Origin of the sequence: Marinobacter sp. tcs-11 (assembly GCF_002049515.1) — a bacterium.
Classification (GTDB): Bacteria; Pseudomonadota; Gammaproteobacteria; order Pseudomonadales; family Oleiphilaceae; genus Marinobacter; species Marinobacter nauticus.
Map to the genome: position 1 here is coordinate 420,526 of NZ_LLYU01000001.1, position 19,757 is coordinate 440,282.

Here is a 19,757-nt window from a genome sequence, read left to right on the forward strand (position 1 = left end):
ATCAAGATAACGAGGAACCGAGCATGAGTAGCGGACACATCGTTCAGATCATTGGCGCGGTTATCGACGTGGAATTTCCACGTGACTCCGTTCCAAGCGTTTACGACGCACTGCTGCTTGAAGGTGGCGAAACAACTCTGGAAGTCCAGCAGCAGCTGGGTGACGGCATTGTTCGTACCATCGCCATGGGCAGCACTGAGGGCCTGAAGCGTGGCCTGAAAGCAGAAAACACCGGCAAGCCGATCTCTGTACCTGTTGGTACACAGACTCTGGGCCGGATCATGGACGTTCTGGGTCGTCCCATCGACGAACAGGGCGACATCGGCGAAGAAGAGCGCTGGGCTATCCACCGCAAAGCACCGGGCTATGCCGATCAGGCAGCGTCTGCCGACCTGCTGGAAACCGGCATCAAGGTTATCGACCTGATCTGCCCGTTCGCCAAGGGTGGTAAGGTTGGTCTGTTCGGTGGTGCCGGCGTAGGCAAGACCGTAAACATGATGGAACTGATCAACAACATCGCGAAAGAGCACTCCGGTCTCTCCGTATTCGCAGGTGTTGGTGAGCGGACCCGGGAAGGTAACGACTTCTACTACGAAATGAAGGAGTCCAACGTTCTCGATAAGGTTGCCATGGTTTACGGCCAGATGAATGAGCCCCCTGGAAACCGTCTGCGTGTGGCCCTGACCGGCCTCACCATGGCTGAGAAGTTCCGTGACGAAGGCCGTGACGTACTGCTGTTCGTTGACAACATCTACCGTTACACCCTGGCCGGTACTGAGGTATCTGCACTGCTGGGTCGTATGCCTTCTGCGGTAGGTTACCAGCCGACCCTGGCGGAAGAGATGGGTCAGCTGCAGGAGCGGATCACCTCTACCAAGACCGGTTCCATCACTTCTATCCAGGCGGTCTACGTACCGGCGGATGACTTGACTGACCCGTCTCCGGCCACCACCTTCTCGCACCTTGACGCGACCGTGGTATTGAGCCGTGACATCGCTTCCAAGGGTATCTACCCGGCGATCGATCCGCTCGACTCCACCTCCCGTCAGCTGGATCCGCTGGTGATTGGTGAGCAGCATTACAACGTTGCCCGTGGTGTTCAGAACGTTCTGCAGCGCTACAAGGAACTGAAAGACATCATCGCGATCCTGGGTATGGACGAGCTGTCTGAAGACGACAAGCTGATCGTATCCCGCGCTCGTAAGATCGAGCGTTTCCTGTCGCAGCCGTTCCACGTTGCTGAAGTATTTACCGGTTCTCCAGGTAAGTACGTGTCTCTGAAAGAGACCATCGCCAGCTTCGAAGGCATTCTCAACGGTGACTACGACGACATGCCGGAGCAGGCGTTCTACATGTGCGGCGGCATCGAAGAAGCGATTGAGAAAGCTAAGGCAATGAAAGAGAAGGAAGGTAAGTAAGACACCTTTTTTCCTTTCTGACCCAAGAGGCGTATGAAATGGCTATGACCGTACATTGTGACGTCGTAAGTGCCGAGGAAAAAATCTATTCGGGCCTGGTGGAGATGCTGATCGCCACCGGTACCGAAGGTGAGCTTGGCATCCAGTATGGCCATGCTCCGCTACTGACCGAGCTGAAGCCCGGCGCAGTGCGGATCATCAAGCAGGGTGGCAGTGAGGAGATTCTGTACGTATCCGGTGGTTACCTGGAAGTACAGCCCAATCTGGTTACCCTGATGGCCGACACCGCCGTTCGTGCAAAGGATGTGGACGAAGCAGCGGCCCTGGAAGCCCAGAAGCAAGCCGAGAAGGCACTGGCGAACAAGACAGGCGAGTTCGAGTACTCGCGTGCTGCTGCCGAGCTGGCCGAAGCTGCCGCTCAGCTGCGCACCATCCAGAAGCTGCGCAAGCACCTGCGTTAAGCAGAGCCTGTGTCAGCGCCCGGACTGGCCTGACAGTGAACCGCATCCTCAGGTGGAGGGCCCGGTATTCCGGAAACGGAGTGTCGGCGATTCCACCGGGACGCGGTTTTTTCATTTATGGACGTTTTGAATACCGGAGCTGATTGCCCCATGAGCCCGTTACACGTTGTGATCCTGGCCGCAGGCCAGGGCTCCCGCATGAAATCCTCCCTGCCCAAGGTACTGCATCCGGTGGCGGGTAAAGCCATGCTGCACCATGTGGTTGATACCGCAAAACAACTGGGCGCGGAGAAAATTCACACGGTGATTGGTCACGGAGCCGATCAGGTTCGGGCGTCACTGGAAGACGACTCGGTGAACTGGGTGTTGCAGACCGAACAGCTGGGAACCGGCCATGCCGTGGCCCAGGCGCTGCCGGCACTGCCGGATGATGCCCGGGTGTTGGTGTTGTACGGTGACGTCCCTCTGACTCGCAAAGATACCCTGGAAACCATGGTCGCGGACCTGGACGAACGGAATCTGGCTTTGCTGACGGTGGATATGGACAACCCCCACGGTTATGGCCGGATCGTTCGCAACGAAGAAGGCCTGGTTCAGGCCATCGTTGAGCAGAAAGACGCGACCGCTGAACAGCAGCAGATTCAGGAAGTGAACACCGGCATTCTCGCGGTTTCAGCCAGTCATCTGAAGCAATGGCTGCCCGCTCTGTCCAACAGCAATGCCCAGGGCGAGTATTATCTGACTGACATTATCGCGATGGCGGTGGACCACGGCTTGTCAGTGACGGTTTCCCAGCCGCTGAATCCGTTTGAGGTTCAGGGCGTGAATAACCGCCTGCAACTGGCGGAACTGGAGCGCTGGTACCAGCGTCAGCAAGCCGAGCGTTTGATGACCGAGGGTGCATCCCTGGCGGACCCGGCCCGCATTGAGGTGCGCGGTGAGCTCACCATTGGCAACGACCTGTGGATAGACGTGAATGCGGTCTTTGAAGGCCGGGTGAGCCTCGGCAACAACGTCGTGATCGGACCCAACTGTGTGATCAAAGACGCCACCATCGCCGACGGTGCCGAGATCAAGGCCAACAGCGTGATTGAAGGTGCTGTAGTGGGTGCCAACGCCCAGATCGGGCCATTCGCGCGTCTGCGCCCGGGAACTGAACTGGCCGCCAACACCAAGGTTGGCAATTTTGTCGAAACCAAGAAGGCCGTGGTGGGTGAGGGCAGCAAGATCAATCACCTCAGTTACGTTGGTGATGCCTCACTGGGCCGTAATGTGAATGTGGGTGCAGGTACCATCACCTGCAATTATGATGGTGTGAACAAACACCAGACGGTATTGGGTGACGGGGTATTTGTCGGCTCCAATACCTCACTGGTCGCCCCGGTGAACGTAGCGGAACAGGCCACCATTGGTGCCGGCTCGACCATTACCCGCGATATCAGCGAAGGGGAACTGGCGGTGGCCCGTGGCAAGCAGCGTAACATCGCCGGCTGGGAACGGCCGAAAAAAGCGTAACCAACGATTAACGAACAGGTGATAACAGCATGTGTGGGATTGTAGGAGCGGTATCTGAACGGGATGTCCAGGGTATTCTGCTGGAGGGCCTGCGCCGCCTGGAATACCGGGGGTACGACTCCGCCGGCATGGCCGTCATCAATGGCCAGCACCTGGTGCAGCGAGCCCGGGAAGTTGGCAAGGTGGCGGCCCTGGCTGATGCCATTGAAGCAAACCCCCTGGCTGGTCACCTGGGTATCGCCCACACTCGCTGGGCCACCCACGGCGAGCCCTCGCAGGTGAATGCCCATCCCCATATGTCCGGCGAGCGGCTGGCCATCGTCCATAACGGCATCATCGAGAACTACCAGGAACTCCGGGATGAACTCAGGGCCGAGGGTTTTGAGTTCACCTCCCAGACCGATACCGAGGTTGTCGCGCACCTGATCGAGAAATACTTCCGTGAACAGGGCAAACTCTATGAAGCGGTAAAGGCGGCCATTAAGCGTTTGCGCGGTGCCTACGCCCTGGCCGTTGTTCACGCCGATGAGCCGGATCACCTGGTGGTCTGTCGCGAGGGCAGCCCTCTGGTAGTTGGCGTCGGTATTGGCGAGAACTTTATCGCGTCTGACCAGCTGGCCCTGTTGCCGGTGACCGACCGATTCATGTTCCTGGAAGAGGGCGATATCGCCGATATCCGCAAGGACAGCATCCGCATCCACGATCGCAGTGGTCAGCCGGTGGAGCGGACCATTACCCGTTTTGAACACGGTGCTGACTCTGCAGACAAAGGTGAATACCGCCACTTCATGCTCAAGGAAATCTACGAGCAGCCGAAAGTGATCAAGGCCACCATGGAAGGCCGGATTACCGACAGCCGGGTTCTGGAGCAAGCCTTGGGAACCGATGCGGCCAACCTGCTGGATAACGTGCGTCACGTTCAGATCATCGCCTGTGGCACTTCCTACCACGCCGGCATGGTGGCCCGCTACTGGATTGAGGAGCTGGCCGGCGTGCCCTGTTCGGTGGAAGTGGCGTCCGAATTCCGTTACCGCAAACACGTCATCCAGCCCGACACCCTGTTCCTGTGCATTTCCCAGTCCGGTGAAACTGCCGACACCCTGGCGGCATTGCGTCAGGCCAAACAGGCGGGCTTCCGCGCGGCTCTGGCCATCTGCAACGTGCCGGGCAGCTCCCTGGTGCGGGAATCCGATCTGGTGATCATGACCCAGGCCGGCCCGGAGATTGGTGTGGCGTCGACCAAGGCGTTCACCACCCAGCTGACCGCGTTGCTGATCTTCACCCTGGCGCTGGCACGCCACAATGGCCTGAGCGAAGAGAAAGAGGCAGACATCGTTGCTGCCATTCATCAGTTGCCCAAGCAGGTGAGTGATGTCCTCGCCCTGGATGCCGACATTGAAGAGATGTCCAAGGCGTTTATGGACAAGAACCACAGCCTGTTCCTGGGCCGCGGCTCTCAGTTCCCGGTGGCGATGGAAGGGGCCCTCAAGCTCAAGGAAATCTCTTACATCCACGCCGAGGCCTATCCCGCCGGCGAGCTCAAACACGGTCCGCTGGCCTTGGTGGACAGTGAAATGCCGGTAGTCACGGTGGCACCGAACAACGACCTGGTGGAAAAGCTGAAATCCAATCTGGAGGAAGTTCGCGCCCGTGGCGGTGAGCTGTTCGTGTTTGCCGACAAGGCGGCGGATGTGAAGCCGGAAGAAGGCATCCACGTGATGCAACTGCCATCCGTGCATGAGATCACCGCGCCCATCGTGTACACCGTGCCGCTGCAGTTGCTGTCTTATCACGTGGCGGTGTTGAAGGGTACGGATGTGGACCAGCCCCGGAACCTGGCCAAGAGTGTGACGGTGGAATAGGCCACCATTTAGAATGGGCCGGAGCCTGCCTGGATCCGGTCCTGAAAATATCAGATCCAATATTAGGCATGACCGTCATTTGTTCAGAAAGTTACCTTGTTAATCGAGAAATCGGTTAAAATACCGTCGCCGTTTCGGCAGTAATTAAGTAGTATTACTTAAATTTCCTGTGGTGCCCGGCTCTATCTCGCCTTCTTTTTGTTATTAAGACCAAAAGCGGACTGAAATTCGTACCTTTGGACCATACTCCGGTACGTAAATATCAAGGAAGATGCGGGTCTTCTGGCGCACAATACCAACAAACCGATTTCTCAGAAGATGTCTGTAATGCCCACGACTGTTATCTCCGGCTTTACCCATAATTTCCTTGGCAAGGCACCTGTCTGGTACAAGCAGGTCATTCTGCTGTTTCTGGTCATCAATCCGATTGTCATGTATCTGCTTGGGCCCGGCGTGGCGGGTTGGCTGTTGATCGGTGAGTTTATTTTTACGCTGGCGATGGCACTGAAGTGCTATCCACTGTTGCCGGGGGGCCTGCTGGCGGTGGAGGCCCTGCTGATCGGGCTGACGTCGGCGGATGCGGTGTACCATGAGGTTCTGACCAATTTCCCGGTCATCCTGCTGCTGATGTTCATGGTGGCGGGTATTTACTTCATGAAAGAGCTGCTGCTGGTGACCTTCACCCAGATTCTGGTGGGGGTGCGGTCCAAGTCGGCGTTGTCGCTGCTGTTCTGCAGCGCTGCAGCGGTGCTGTCTGCGTTTCTCGATGCCCTGACCGTCACCGCCGTCATCATCAGCGTTGCGGTAGGTTTCTTCTCGGTCTATCACAAGGTGGCATCCGGCAAGGGTTACCAGCAGAAAGACCACAACACCAACAGCGACGACGAAGTGATTGAGCTGCACCGGGAAGATCTGGAAAACTTCCGTGCCTTTCTCCGCAGCCTGCTGATGCACGGGGCGATCGGTACCGCTCTGGGCGGCGTCGCCACCATGGTGGGTGAACCCCAGAACCTGCTGATCGCCAAGGTGGTTGGCTGGGATTTCGCCGGCTTTTTCCTGCACATGGCACCGGTGAGTATTCCGGTTTTGTTCGCCGGTCTGGCCACGTGCTGGGCGCTGGAGAAACTACGCTGGTTTGGCTATGGCGGTCGACTGCCCAAGCCGGTGCGACGGGTGTTGGAAGAGTTCGCTGATAATGAAAAGGCTCGGCGCACCAAGTCTGATCAGGCGGCGCTCTGGATTCAGGCGGTGGCCGCGGTCATTCTGGTGTTTGGTCTGGCATTCCACATCGCCGAAGTAGGATTGATTGGCCTGCTGGTGATTATCCTGATTACCTCCTTTACCGGCGTGACGGACGAACACCAGATTGGCAAGGCGTTCCAGGAATCCCTGCCCTTTACCTCATTGCTGGTGGTGTTTTTCGCCGTGGTGGCGGTGATTCACGAGCAGCACCTGTTCAAACCGATCATTGATTACGTACTGGCGCTGCCTGAAGGCCAGCAGCCGGGCATGTTCTTCATTGCCAACGGGCTGTTGTCGATGATCAGCGACAACGTGTTTGTGGCGACCGTCTACATCAGCGAAGTGAAACAGGCGCTGGACGCCGGCAGCATCAGCTACGAGCACTTCCAGACCCTGGCCGTAGCCATCAATACCGGTACCAACCTGCCGAGCGTAGCTACACCCAATGGCCAGGCGGCGTTCCTGTTCCTGCTGACCTCAGCCATTGCACCTCTGGTGCGTTTGTCCTACGGGCGCATGGTGATCATGGCGTTGCCTTACACCATCGTGATGGGTGGCGTCGGTCTGTACATGGTCACCCACGCGTTCTGAGTCAAGGTTTTGCATATTTCACCGCACAGTTTTCATAGGATCTGTTAACCTTCAGGTAAACAGATAAAAGAAAAGCGGTATACATGCGCAGTTGTCAACAACCCCAATCGACCCTTTCGCGCGCCTGTCTGATGGCGCTTTTTCTTGTTCTGGTTTTCTCATATTTGTTCTATCCCACCGCTGTCCGTGCCTCAGATTCGGAGGCTTTTGTCGATAAAACCATACGGGTTGCTTATGTTGAGTTTCCGCCGGTCACTTATCGGGATGACAAGGGCGAGCCTGCCGGAGAGTTTGTGGACATTACCCGCAAGGTAGCGACAGAGGCGGGTTACCAACTGGAATTCATCTACCTGCCGGTGGCCCGCACCTACCTCTATCTGAAAAACGGCACGATCGATTTGTGGATGGGGCTAACCGACATTCCCGCTTTAAAAGACGACATTCTCGAAAGCTGGATCAGCCCGATTCCGGTGGAACTGAGTGCCTGGTATCTGGAGGGCGTGCCGCCAGTGGATCATATGGATCGCCTGCGCAACAAAACCGTGATTCTGATCGGCGGCTATACCTACGCCGGCCTCAGAGACTGGCTGACCTCCCAGCCCGATATCCAGATTACCGAAGCACCGAACCATCGCTCCGGCCTCAATATGCTCAAGCGTCATCGCGGTGATTACCTGCTGGACTACCGGCAACCGGTGCAGGAAACCCTGAGCCGGACGACAGATGCCGAGATTCGCGAATCGGAAATGCGCAGCCGCAATGGCGCCTGGCTGTTTTCCCTGGCCAATCCGCGTGCGGCCATTCTACGTGAGGCCTTTGACGACGCTTACCTGCGCCTGGCCGAAAAGGGCGAAGTACCGCCGGTGCGACGGTTTCAGCAAACCTATGTGGTGCCAGGATTCCCGGAGCAGTACCGGTAACACCGGCAGGTTTTAAAGCGTTGCCAGCACCCGAATGGCATTGGCCGCTGCCGCCGTCCGGTTTTCCACATTCATCTTCCGGAACACCTGCTCCAGGTGTTTGTTCACGGTGCGGGGGCTCATCTCCAGAATCTGTCCGATTTCCCGGTTGGTCTTGCCATTGGCGATCCACAGCAGGACATCCGACTCCCGCAGGGTAAGATCAAAACGTTCCCGCAGCGCCGCTGAGGCGCTGTTCTGGTTCTGGGGTGTTTTCAGACGCAACAGGTATTCCTGGTCATCCACCAGGGCCAGATATTCGATGGAGCGGGGCGTGTCCAGCAACCGGATGGGCAGACTGTGGCCGGGATCCGGTCGGTGGCCCAGCCAGTCCTCAAGTTGTTCCCGTACTCCCTGGAAGTCCTCGTGATCCGGCGGCGGCAGGCAACGGCATACTTGCGGGGTACCCCACAGCAGGTTGCCCTCGCGGTCGACCGCAAACAGGTTCTGACCGGCGGTATCGAGCGCGCAACGGGCGCTGCGGGTCATTCTGGCGTTGGCCAGGTGCACCGCCATGCGGGCCAGTAACTCGGTGGTGTCGATGGGCTTGGTAACATAGTCCACGCCGCCGGCATTCAGGCCCATAACCACGTGTTCGGTATCGCTCAGGCCGGTCATGAAAATGATCGGAATGTCCGCGAAGGCGGGGTTTTCCTTGAGTCGCCGACACGTCTCGAAGCCATCCATATTCGGCATCAGCGCATCCATCAGCACCACATCGGGGGTGATGTTCTGGCTGATGGTCAGGGCCTGATTACCTTCCAGCGCCACCAGCACGGTCATGCCAGCTTCTTCCAGTGCATCATTGATCATGCGGATGGAATCGATGGCGTCGTCGACGACCAGTACCACGGTTTTGCGGTCATCAGGATGCTTCATGTTCGGTTACCTCAAGAAGTTCGAGAATCTTCTCGAACTGGAAATCGTTGGTGAATTTGGTGATCTCCTGAACGAAGGCGTCACTGGCGTCTCCGGCATACTGCAAGCTGTGCAGTGCCTCCAGCAGGCCCTTGCGATGGCCGATTCTGGCCAGGTCTGCCAACGCCTCGCAGTGCTCCCGGGCGGGCAGTTCAAGCGCGCCGCTGGCTGGCAGCGGTAGCGCGGCCAGGGGCTCCGGGCTTTTCTCGAAGCGCCAGTCCAGGCCCATGACCCGGCCAATGGTGTCCAGCAGCAGGTTCAGTCGCACCGGTTTGATGATGTAACCGTCGTGCAGGCGCGGTGCCTCGGCGCTATGGTGGCCCTCGTTGGCGTCGGCCGAGACCATCACCACGGGCAGGTTGTATTTCATTTCCCTGAGCTCGGCCAGCACCTCCCAGCCGCTTTTCCCGGGCATCGACACATCGAGCAGAATCAGGTTGGGGCGCTCCTGTTCCACTCGTTCCGGAACGGTCATGGCATTGCCGGTGTCGCTGATTTCAAAGCCAAGTGGCGACAGCATGGCCCGGATCACCTGACGATGGGAGTCGTCGTCATCCACCAGCAGGATTTTCCGGCGGGCGCCATGGTAGCCGTAGATCCTGCGGGCTGGCGTCGAGATCGAGCGTGGGCTGGCGGAATGCAGGCTCGACAGCATCAGGCTGACCTTGAACACGCTGCCCTCGCCAGGTTCGCTCTCCACCGAGATGTCGCCGCCCATGATTTCCGTCAGCAGTCGGGTGATGGTCAGGCCCAGGCCGGTTCCGGTGCGGCTCTGGCCGGGATTGCGGATACGCTCAAACGGCCGGAAGATGCGTTCGATGTTTTCTGCGGCAATGCCCTCGCCGGTATCACGCACGGTGAATTCCGCCACCTGGCTGCGGTAGCGGAGGGTCAGTGACACGCTGCCCTGGTCGGTGTATTTGATGGCGTTCGACAACAGATTGATCAGTATCTGGCGCAGGCGTTTTTCATCGGTGGTCACCAGTTCTGGCAGAGGGTGAGGGCAGTGGTAGTCAAACGCCAGGCCCTTTTCTTCGGCCTGAAGCCGGAACATGGTGACCAACTGCTCCATCAGCAACCCGATGCGCACCTGGTCACGGTGCAGATCCAGCCGGCCCGCCTCAATTTTTGAGATATCCAGTAACCCTTCAATCAGATCCGCCAGGTATTCGCCGCTGCGGCGAATGACCCCCAGGGCTTCCTTGCGATGAGGCGGTACCGAGTCGTCGTTCTCCATGAGCTGGGCGTAACCGAGGATGGCGTTAAGGGGCGAGCGTAACTCGTGGCTGATTCCGGTCAGGTACCGGCTCTTGGCGCCGTTGGCGGCCTCGGCCTGCTCTTTGGCCTGCTGCAGGGCCTGGTCGGTGCGTTCGTGGGCGACAATCTCCTCGGTCAACAGGCGGGTCTGGCGCCGGGATTCCTCCTCCGCCACTACCCGGCTTTCATGGGCCAGTACAAACAGCCAGCAGATCACCCCGGTGACAATGACCAGAATGAAGAACACTTTCCACAGGGTGACAGACAGCAGCGTAGCCTCGGCAAGCGAAGCCACCGGGGTTTTGAAGTAGATCAGCGACAGCAGCAGTGCGGAAAATCCGTTGATGACCACCAGCAGCGACAGGAAATGCCCGAGCCGGGAGCGCAGTGCCGACAGCAGTGGCGCCGGAAGGAACCGCCCGAGAAACTGCTGCATCTGCTCCTGGTAGCCGGCGCCCGGTTTGCAGGCGTCCTCACAGCGGGCATCCAGCGAACAGCACAGCGAGCAGATAGCGCCATCGTAGGCGGGGCAGTGGGTGACATCTTCCGGCTCGAAGCGGTGTTCGCAGATGCTGCACCCCACCAGTTGGTGATCGGTGGCCAGGGGCACAAACGGACGGGCGGTGTAGAAACGCCCGCCGGTCTTCCAGGCAATCAGGGGCGCGGTGACCAGTGCCACCGCCAGGGCGATGAAATGGGACAGGGCCTGGGCGTAGTCACCCAGTACCCCGGTGTGGCAGGTGATTCCCACCACCGAGGCGGTGATCATGGCGCCCACACCCACCGGATTGATGTCGTACAGGTGCGCCCGTTTGAATTCGATATGGGCCGGGCTCAGGCCCAGGGGTTTGTTGATCACCAGGTCTGCCACCAGGGCACCCACCCAGGCAATGGCGACAATGCCGTAGAATCCCAGGGTCTCTTCCAGTGCCCGATACACGCCAAGTTCCATCACCAGCAGGGCAATGGCGACATTGAACACCAGCCAGACCACCCGGCCAGGGTGGCTGTGGGTCAATCGGGAGAAGAAATTGGACCAGGCAATGGAGCCGGCGTAGGCATTGGTCACGTTGATCTTGATCTGACACAGAATCACGAAGATGCCGGCCATCGCCAGCGAGAGCTCGGGGGAATGGGTGATGTAGTTGAACGCCACCAGATACATCTGGGTTGGGTCGGCCGCTTCTGTTGCGGAAATGCCCTGATTCAGTGCAAGCACGGCCAGAAAGGAGCCGGCCAGAATTTTTACCATGCCGATGACAACCCAGCCGGGGCCGCCGGCCATCACCGCCACCCACCAACGGCGCCGTTCCGGAGCATTGGTGGGCTCGGGAATGAAGCGCAGGAAATCCACCTGTTCGCCAATCTGGGCAATCAGGGAGAACACCACCGCGGCGGCCGCCCCGAACAGCAGCAGGTCAAAGCCATTGTCGGCGGGCAGGCCCACGCCCTGGAACTGCGTCCAGTCGGTGATGGAGGAGGCATCTGCGTAGATGATGAAAACGAAAGGCGCCAGCTGCAGCAGGATAAACAGGGGCTGGGTCCACACCTGAAAGCGGCTGATGGTGGTGATGCCGTGGGTGACCAGAGGAATGATCACCACGGCGCAGATCAGGTAACCCAGTACCAGGGGAATGGCAAACAGCATTTCCAGCGCCATCGCCATGATAGCGGCCTCAATGGCGAAGAAGATGAAGGTAAAGGAGGCGTAGATCAGCGAGGTAATGGTCGAGCCGATGTAGCCGAAGCCGGCGCCCCGGGTCAGCAGGTCGATGTCCACCCCGTAGCGGGCGGCGTAGTAGCTGATCGGGATCGCGGTCAGGAAAATCACCAGGCTGACCGCGAGGATCGCCGCGACGGCGTTGTCGAAACCATAGTGCAGGGTAATGGAGCCGCCGATGGCCTCCATGGCCAGGAACGAGATGGCCCCCAGCGCAGTATGGCTGACCCGCGCAGCCGACCACCGGCGTGCACTTTTGGCGGTAAAGCGCAGGGCGTAGTCTTCCAGGGTCTGGTTGGCTACCCATTGGTTATAGCTACGCCGGACCCGAAAAATATTCTGTTTTACTGCCATTCCCGCCCTGCTCCTGGCCCGCCGGGCCGCCCTGAATTGGTGCGCGTTTGCTGCCGTCACGCACCGGATCAGAAAGCTGGAACAAGAACCGTGCCATAAACCGGTGCAACGGATGTGCGCCTTGGGGTTGCCTGCGGTTGTAACCTGTCTGACCTGGCACGGGTATGCGTCAAATGACGTACCACGCTGGGGTGAATGCCGAATGGGCACCCATGACAGGCCTGAGCAGAATGATTGACGTGGGCACTGTGCTTCCGGAGCGGAGCACGGTACCGGCTTTCAACCACTGCGAGGAATGACCATGGGAACCACAACCATTGCCGCCGGAGGGCGGAGTCACAAGAGCAAAGGGCTGCGAAAGAGCCTGGCCACCCTGGCCGCATCCATCATGCTGGCCACGTCGGCCCAGGCGGCCACGCCGGCAACCGACGAGGTAAACACCACCGGACTGGCGGTCACTGACGACACCGTCAAGGTCGGTATCCTGCACTCCATCACCGGCACCATGGCCATCAGTGAGATTGGTTCGGTGCAGGCCGAGAAGCTCGCCATTGAGCAGATCAACGAGTCCGGTGGTGTCCTTGGCCGGCAGATCGAGTTTGTCCAGGAAGACGGCGCCAGTGACTGGCCCACCTTCGCGGAGAAATCCCGCAAGCTGCTTCGCCAGGACAACGTCGCGGCCATCTTCGGTGCCTGGACCTCGGCTTCCCGTAAAGCCATTCTGCCGGTCATCGAGCAGTACAACGGTATGCTGTACTACCCGACCTTCTACGAGGGTCTGGAGCAGTCACCCAACGTGATCTACACCGGCCAGGAAGCCACCCAGCAGATTCTGGCGGGTATCGACTGGGCGGTGAAAGAGAAAGGCGCCAAAACCTTCTACCTGCTGGGCTCGGATTACATCTGGCCCCGTACCTCCAACAAAATTGCCCGCAAGCACATCGACAAACTGGGCCTGAAAGTGGTGGGCGAGGAGTACTACCCGCTGGGCCACACCCAGTTCAACTCCGTGATCAACAAGATCAAGCTCAAGAAGCCGGACGTGATCTTTGCGTCGGTGGTCGGTGGTTCCAACGTGGCCTTCTACAAGCAGATGAAAGCCGCCGGTGTCGATTTCACCGACGAGAAGCCGCTGCTGCTGACCATCTCCGTCACCGAGGATGAAATCCGCGGTATCGGCGGCGAGAACGTGGAAGGTATCTACGCCTCCATGAAGTATTTCCAGAGCCTAGATAACCCCAACAACGAAGAATTCGTGGCCGCCTTCAAGGAAGCCTGGGGTGACGACATGGTGATTGGCGATGTGACCCAGGCGGCCTATCTCGGCCCGTGGCTGTGGAAGATGGCGGTGGAAAAAGCCGGCTCCTTCGACATCGACAAGATTCGTGAGGCCTCACCCGGCATCGAATTTACCAAGGCACCGGAAGGCTATGTCCGCATCCACGAAAACCATCACCTCTGGTCCAAGACCCGCATCGGCCGCGCCAAAACCGATGGCCAGTATGAAGTGGTTTATGAAACCGACGAGCTGATGGAACCCGATCCGTTCCCGGAAGGTTACCAGTAAGCAGCCGTGGCCGGTGCCTTCGGGCACCGGCGTCCGGCTCGGACGCAAGCACGTGTTCTTAAGCGACGGGAGTAAGGGTCATGTTTGACGGATACACCACCAGCGAATTGATGTCGATTTTTGCCATGCAGGGCTTTGCCGGGCTGTCCCTGTTCTCGGTATTCGTACTGATGGCACTGGGCCTGGCGATCATTTTTGGTCAGATGGGGGTGATCAATATGGCCCACGGGGAATTCATGATCCTCGGCGCCTACACCACCTACCTTGTCTCCGGGTTTTTCCAGTCGGTCCTGCCCGGTCTGTTTGGCGGATACTTCTTCGTCGCCATCATTATTGCGTTTCTCATCTGTGCGGCCCTCGGGGCCTTTATCGAATGGGCCATGATCCGGCACCTCTACCGGCGCCCGCTCGACACCCTGCTGGCCACCTGGGGCCTGAGCCTGATCATGCAGCAAACCTACCGCTCCATCTTCGGCGCCCGGGAAGTGGGTGTGGAACTGCCGGAGTGGATGATGGGCGCCATCCAGGTTACCGATCTGGTGGAACTGCCCATCAACGGCCTGTTCGTGATGATCATTGCCCTGTCCATCGCCCTGGGGGTTTACCTGCTGATGTACCGCTCCGGCTGGGGCAAGAAGGTCCGTGCCGTGGTACAGAACCGCCCGATGGCCGAAGCCGTGGGCATCAACAGTGCCGGGGTTGACCGTATGACCTTCGCCCTGGGCTGTGGCATTGCCGGTATCGCCGGTGCGGCCTTTACCATGATCGGCTCTACGGGCCCGTCCTCCGGCCAGGCCTACATTGTCGATACCTTCCTGGTGGTGGTGTTCGGCGGTGCCCAGAGTCTGATTGGCACCATTGTCTCTGCTTTCGGTATTTCCCAGGCCCAGTCCACGATGGAGTTCTTCCTCAGTGGTTCCATGGCCAAAGTCCTCACCCTGCTGGTGGTCGTTGGCATCCTGATGCTGCGCCCGGAAGGCCTGATGGCGCTCAAGGTCCGTCGCTAGGAGACTGTCATGAAAAACACTTCCCCTTTGAAATGGTTTGCCTCCCGAGAGGGGCTCTACTATCTGGCACTGGCGTTGCTGCTGGTCGTCATCCTGCCGCTGGCGCTGGACCCGTTCCGCCTGAACATGGTGGGTAAATACCTCACCTACGCCTTCGTGGCCATCGGCCTGGTGATGTGCTGGGGCAAAGCCGGCATCCTCAGCCTGGGCCAGGGCGTGTTCTTCGGCCTGGGCGGCTACTGCATGGCCATGTTCCTGAAGCTGGAGGCTTCCACGCCGGAGGCCACGGCCATCCAGTCCACCCCGGGTATCCCGGACTTCATGGACTGGAACCAGCTGACCGAACTGCCGTGGTTCTGGGAACCGTTCCACAGCTTCTCGTTCACCCTGCTGGCGATCGTCGGTGTGCCGGTGCTGCTGGCATTCATCATCGGTTTTGCGATGTTCACCCGCCGGGTGGGGGGCGTCTACTTCGCCATCATCACCCAGGCCATCGCAGCCATCCTGACCATTCTGATCATTGGTCAGCAGGGCTACACCGGGGGTGTAAACGGCATTACCGATCTGCAGACCCTGATGGGCTGGGACATCCGCACCGATGAGGCCAAAACCATCCTGTACTTCGTGTGCGTGGGCCTGCTGTTCGTGTGCCTGTTCGTGGCCCGGTTTGTCCAGAACCGCAAGCTCGGTCGCATCCTGGTGGCCATGAACGCCCAGGAAAACCGGGTGCGTTTCTCCGGCTATGATGTGGCCGCCTTCAAGATCTTCGTGTTCTGCCTGGCCGCCGCCTTTGCGGGCATTGGCGGCGCGCTGTTCACCCTGATTGTCGGCTTCATGTCGCCCTCGTTCATCGGCATCGTGGCCTCCATTGAAATGGTCATCTTCTGTGCCCTCGGGGGTCGCCTGTCGATTCTGGGCGCAGTCTACGGCGCGTTGCTGGTGAACGCCGCCAAGAGCGGCTTCTCCGAATCCTTCCCGGAATTGTGGCCGTTCGCCATGGGCGCGTTGTTCATCGGTGTGGTGCTGGCGTTCCCGAATGGCCTGGCCGGCCTGTACCAGACCTACGTGATGCCCCTGGAGGACCGCCTGTTCAAGCGCAAGCCGAAAGCAGCGGTGAGCGCCCCGGCGAAGCCAGCGCCTGCTGCCCGCCAAGATGAGGGCCGTGATTACGACCCGATGCTGGACCAATACAGCCCGGAGAAATCCTGATGAACGCAGCCAAAGCACAGAGCAAGGACTTCCTGCTCGCAGTCGAGGGCCTGACCGTCTCATTCGATGGCTTCAAGGCGGTGGATGATCTCTCGTTCTACCTGGACCCGAAAGAGATCCGGGTCATCATCGGCCCCAACGGGGCCGGCAAAACCACGGTACTGGACCTGATTTGCGGCAAGACCAAGGCGACCTCGGGTTCCATCAAGTTTGATGGCAAGGAGCTGACCAGACTCAAGGAGCACCAGATTGTGCATTCCGGCGTTGGTCGCAAGTTCCAGACCCCGTCGGTGTTCGAGGACCTGACGGTGTTCGAGAACCTGGAGGTGTCTTATCCACAGGGCCACAGCGTGATGGGGGCGCTGGCCTTCAAACGCTCGGCTGAGGTGGTGGCTGCGGTGGAAGACGTGGCCGAGACCATCTTCCTGAAAGATGCCCTGGACCAGCCGGCGTCGCTGCTCAGTCACGGCCAGAAGCAGTGGCTGGAGATTGGCATGCTGCTGATCCAGAAGCCGGACCTCTTGATGCTGGATGAACCGGTGGCCGGCATGTCGGTGGCCGAGCGCAAGAAAACCGCTGAACTGCTGCGGCGCATTACCAAAGACCACACGGTGCTGGTGATCGAGCACGACATGCAGTTTGTCGGGGATATCGCAGACCGGGTCACGGTGATGCACCAGGGCAAGGTTCTGTCTGAGGGGTCCATCGAGCACGTGAAGTCGGACCCGAAAGTCATCGAAGTCTACCTGGGGCATTGATCATGCTGAGCGTCAAACAACATTCGGTGGCCTATGGCCAGAGCAGCATCATCCAGGACCTGAACCTGGAGGTGGGCAAGCAGGAAATCGTGGCGGTGGTTGGCCGCAACGGTATGGGTAAAACCACCCTGATGAAATCCCTGGTGGGCATGACTCCAAGCCGCGGTGGCCAGGTCACGCTGGATGGCACGGACCTGTCGAACCTGAAGAGCTTCCAGCGGGTGAGGGCCGGCATCGGGTTTGTGCCCCAGGGGCGGATGATTTTCCCGACCCTGACGGTGAAGGAAAACATCGAGACCGGTCTGGCCGCGGTAGGCGAGAAGAAAATTCCGGAAGACCTTTATGAGCTGTTTCCGGTGCTGAAGGAAATGCAGCACCGCCGGGGCGGCAACCTTTCCGGCGGGCAGCAGCAACAACTGGCCATTGCCCGGGCCCTCGCGACCCGGCCCAAGGTGCTTCTGCTCGATGAGCCGACCGAGGGCATCCAGCCCAACATCATCAAGGACATTGCCAAAACCCTTCGGCGGATTCGCGACGAGCGGGGGTTGTCGATTGTGGTGTCGGAGCAGGTGTTGAGCTTTGTGATGGATGCGGCGGATCGGATTCTGGTGATCGAGAAGGGGGAGATTGTGCACGAGGAGCTTCGGGAAGAGGCGGATCAGGACAAGATTGCCAGTTATCTGGCCGTTTAGCTTTGTTGAGGGGGAATAAATATGAGACACGGTGATATTTCCAGCAGTAACGATACCGTCGGCGTGGCGGTGGTGAACTACAAGATGCCCCGGCTGCATACCAAAGCCGAGGTGCTGGACAACGCCCGCAAGATTGCGGACATGATCAAGGGTATGAAAGTGGGGCTGCCGGGGATGGATCTGGTGGTGTTTCCGGAATACAGCACCATGGGGATCATGTACGACAACGACGAGATGATGGAGACCGCCGCCACCATTCCCGGAGACGAGACAGCGATTTTCTCGGCGGCCTGCCGGGAGGCGAACACCTGGGGGGTGTTTTCGCTCACCGGCGAGCGCCATGAAGATCATCCCAACAAGGCGCCTTACAACACCCTGGTGCTGATCAACAATGAGGGTGAGATTGTCCAGAAATACCGCAAGTGCATTCCCTGGTGCCCGATTGAGGGCTGGTACCCCGGCGACACCACCTATGTGACCGAGGGGCCGAAGGGGATGAAGATCAGTCTGATCATCTGTGACGACGGCAACTACCCGGAGATCTGGCGCGACTGCGCCATGAAGGGGGCGGAGCTGATTGTGCGGTGCCAGGGTTACATGTATCCGGCCAAGGAACAGCAGATCATGATGGCCAAGAGCATGGCCTGGGCCAACAACTGTTACGTGGCGGTGGCTAATGCCTCCGGCTTTGACGGGGTGTATTCGTACTTCGGGCACTCGGCCATCATCGGCTTTGATGGTCGTACCCTGGGTGAATGTGGAGAGGAGGACATGGGGGTTCAGTACGCCCAGTTGTCGGTCAGTCAGATCCGCGACGCCCGCGCCAACGACCAGTCCCAGAACCACCTGTTCAAGCTGCTGCACCGGGGCTACACCGGCGTTCACAACTCCGGTGATGGCGACAAGGGCGTGGCCGATTGCCCGTTCGAGTTCTATCGCACCTGGGTGATGGACGCCCAGAAAGCCCAGGAAAACGTCGAGGCCATGACCCGCAAAACCGTGGGCACGGCGGAGTGCCCGGTGGGTGAACTGCCGTTCGATGGCAAGGAAAAAACTGCAGGGGCCTGAGCCCGGGAGACCGCGATGCCGTTTATCAATGAGCGGCTGGAAGCCAACCGGGAAACGCTGGCAAGGAACCGGGCCGATTCAGGCCCGGTTCGTGTTTCCCGGTTCCGCTTTGAGCCGGATGCCGTAATGGCGAGCCTGCGGGCCAATATCGTGGGCCAGCAGCACGCCCTGGAGGCGATGGAATCCATGCTGGTTCGGGTCAAGGCCGACATCGGTGAAGAGAACCGCCCGCTGGCGGTTCACTTGTTTCTGGGGCCGACCGGGGTGGGCAAGACTGAAACCGTGCGGCTGATTGCCGAGGCCATTCATGGCAGCCGCGATGCCCTGTGCCGCATCGACATGAACACCCTGGCCCAGGAGCACTACGCGGCGGCGCTGACCGGCGCGCCGCCCGGTTATGTGGGCAGCAAGGAAGGCCACAGCCTGTTTGATCTTGAGAAGGTTCAGGGATCGTTCAGCAAACCGGGCATTGTCCTGTTCGACGAGCTTGAAAAGGCCAGCAAGGAGGTCACCCGGACCCTGCTTAATGTGCTCGATACCGGCCGGCTGGTGTTCCCCTCCGGCAACCGGCAAATCGACTTCCGCAACACGCTGATCTTTATGACCAGCAACGCCGGAGCCCTGGAAGCGGAAGCGCACCATCATCGCTATCAGCGAGGCTGGCGCCGCTGGCTGGGGCTGGAGCCGGGCCCGCAGGAGAACCTTCGGGACAAGGCCCTGCGCCGCCATTTCGACCCGGAGTTCCTGAACCGGATTGACCAGATTCTTACGTTTAATCCCCTGACAGACCAGTGGCTGTATGCCCTTCTGGAGATTGAGCTGGCCGGCTTGAACAAGCGCCTGGCCCGCAAACAGGCCTCGCTGGATTTGTCGGTGGAGCTGCGCAGTGTGTTGTGCCGCGATTACGACAGCCGCTATGGCGCCCGCGAGATGCTACGGGCGTTCCGCCAGAAACTGGAGCCGGCGCTGGCCCGTGCGTTGCTGGCGCATCCCGAGCATTCCTCATTTCTGGCCGAGCTCAAGGGGCAGGAGATCGTGGTGCGCCAATACGTCGAATGACGTAGGTGCCGGGGGCAATTCGCGAATACCGCGCCGGTGGCGTATCGCGGATAGTGAAACGGTCAGCGCAGGCGCCGTCGGGCACTGCGTTCCCAAGCTT

At 59.4% G+C, this 19,757-nt stretch carries 15 protein-coding genes; 13 read left to right on the plus strand and 2 right to left on the minus strand.

Features of this window, described 5'->3' with window-relative positions; genetic code table 11:
* The first annotated feature begins 23 nt into the window (after positions 1-23).
* The 6 genes from atpD to ARC85_RS01885 all read left to right on the plus strand — a co-directional run bounded on the left by atpD (position 24) and on the right by ARC85_RS01885 (position 8,009).
* On the plus strand, positions 24-1,418 hold the full coding sequence (atpD, locus tag ARC85_RS01860) for a F0F1 ATP synthase subunit beta (protein ID WP_011787276.1): 1,395 nt from the start codon (positions 24-26) through the stop codon (positions 1,416-1,418).
* A gap of 38 nt (positions 1,419-1,456) precedes the next feature.
* Positions 1,457-1,879, plus strand: coding sequence for a F0F1 ATP synthase subunit epsilon (locus ARC85_RS01865; RefSeq protein ID WP_014423136.1), 423 nt, complete (start codon positions 1,457-1,459; stop codon positions 1,877-1,879).
* A gap of 150 nt (positions 1,880-2,029) precedes the next feature.
* The gene (glmU, locus tag ARC85_RS01870; RefSeq protein ID WP_183579560.1) at positions 2,030-3,394 is read left to right on the plus strand and encodes a bifunctional UDP-N-acetylglucosamine diphosphorylase/glucosamine-1-phosphate N-acetyltransferase GlmU; all 1,365 of its coding nucleotides are present in this window, start codon (positions 2,030-2,032) and stop codon (positions 3,392-3,394) included.
* A gap of 29 nt (positions 3,395-3,423) precedes the next feature.
* Positions 3,424-5,256 carry a glutamine--fructose-6-phosphate transaminase (isomerizing) gene (gene glmS, locus ARC85_RS01875; protein ID WP_286714210.1) on the plus strand — a complete coding sequence of 611 codons (1,833 nt, stop codon included), beginning with the start codon at positions 3,424-3,426 and terminating at the stop codon, positions 5,254-5,256.
* Positions 5,257-5,583: 327 nt separating this feature from the next.
* Positions 5,584-7,089 carry a sodium/proton antiporter NhaB gene (gene nhaB, locus ARC85_RS01880; RefSeq protein ID WP_041656555.1) on the plus strand — a complete coding sequence of 502 codons (1,506 nt, stop codon included), beginning with the start codon at positions 5,584-5,586 and terminating at the stop codon, positions 7,087-7,089.
* Positions 7,090-7,253: 164 nt separating this feature from the next.
* Positions 7,254-8,009 carry a substrate-binding periplasmic protein gene (locus ARC85_RS01885; RefSeq protein ID WP_278350840.1) on the plus strand — a complete coding sequence of 252 codons (756 nt, stop codon included), beginning with the start codon at positions 7,254-7,256 and terminating at the stop codon, positions 8,007-8,009.
* 12 nt (positions 8,010-8,021) lie between these two features.
* Here ARC85_RS01885 and ARC85_RS01890 read toward each other — a convergent pair whose 3' ends face one another.
* The gene (locus ARC85_RS01890; RefSeq protein WP_228224560.1) at positions 8,022-8,927 is read right to left on the minus strand and encodes a response regulator; all 906 of its coding nucleotides are present in this window, start codon (positions 8,925-8,927) and stop codon (positions 8,022-8,024) included.
* Positions 8,914-12,297 carry a hybrid sensor histidine kinase/response regulator gene (locus ARC85_RS01895; protein WP_278350841.1) on the minus strand — a complete coding sequence of 1,128 codons (3,384 nt, stop codon included), beginning with the start codon at positions 12,295-12,297 and terminating at the stop codon, positions 8,914-8,916. The genes ARC85_RS01890 and ARC85_RS01895 overlap by 14 nt, the downstream gene beginning before the upstream one ends.
* Positions 12,298-12,598: 301 nt before the next feature.
* On the opposite strand from ARC85_RS01895, the gene urtA reads away from it, so the two are divergent.
* From urtA to ARC85_RS01930, 7 genes are all read left to right on the plus strand, one after another.
* Positions 12,599-13,864, plus strand: coding sequence for an urea ABC transporter substrate-binding protein (gene urtA / locus ARC85_RS01900; protein WP_011787268.1), 1,266 nt, complete (start codon positions 12,599-12,601; stop codon positions 13,862-13,864).
* A gap of 80 nt (positions 13,865-13,944) precedes the next feature.
* On the plus strand, positions 13,945-14,871 hold the full coding sequence (urtB, locus tag ARC85_RS01905; protein ID WP_011787267.1) for an urea ABC transporter permease subunit UrtB: 927 nt from the start codon (positions 13,945-13,947) through the stop codon (positions 14,869-14,871).
* A gap of 9 nt (positions 14,872-14,880) precedes the next feature.
* Positions 14,881-16,080 carry an urea ABC transporter permease subunit UrtC gene (urtC, locus tag ARC85_RS01910; RefSeq protein ID WP_121208004.1) on the plus strand — a complete coding sequence of 400 codons (1,200 nt, stop codon included), beginning with the start codon at positions 14,881-14,883 and terminating at the stop codon, positions 16,078-16,080.
* Positions 16,080-16,838: an urea ABC transporter ATP-binding protein UrtD gene (gene urtD / locus ARC85_RS01915; protein ID WP_011787265.1), complete on the plus strand. Its 759-nt coding sequence runs from the start codon at positions 16,080-16,082 to the stop codon at positions 16,836-16,838. Before urtC ends, urtD begins: the two co-directional genes overlap by 1 nt.
* Before the next feature lie 2 nt (positions 16,839-16,840).
* Positions 16,841-17,530, plus strand: coding sequence for an urea ABC transporter ATP-binding subunit UrtE (gene urtE, locus ARC85_RS01920; RefSeq protein ID WP_011787264.1), 690 nt, complete (start codon positions 16,841-16,843; stop codon positions 17,528-17,530).
* Positions 17,531-17,551: 21 nt separating this feature from the next.
* Positions 17,552-18,598 (plus strand): aliphatic amidase, encoded by a 1,047-nt coding sequence (locus ARC85_RS01925; protein ID WP_014423120.1) that lies wholly within the window; start codon positions 17,552-17,554, stop codon positions 18,596-18,598.
* Between the two features lie 15 nt (positions 18,599-18,613).
* Positions 18,614-19,657 (plus strand): AAA family ATPase, encoded by a 1,044-nt coding sequence (locus ARC85_RS01930; protein ID WP_023011871.1) that lies wholly within the window; start codon positions 18,614-18,616, stop codon positions 19,655-19,657.
* Positions 19,658-19,757: the final 100 nt, after the last annotated feature.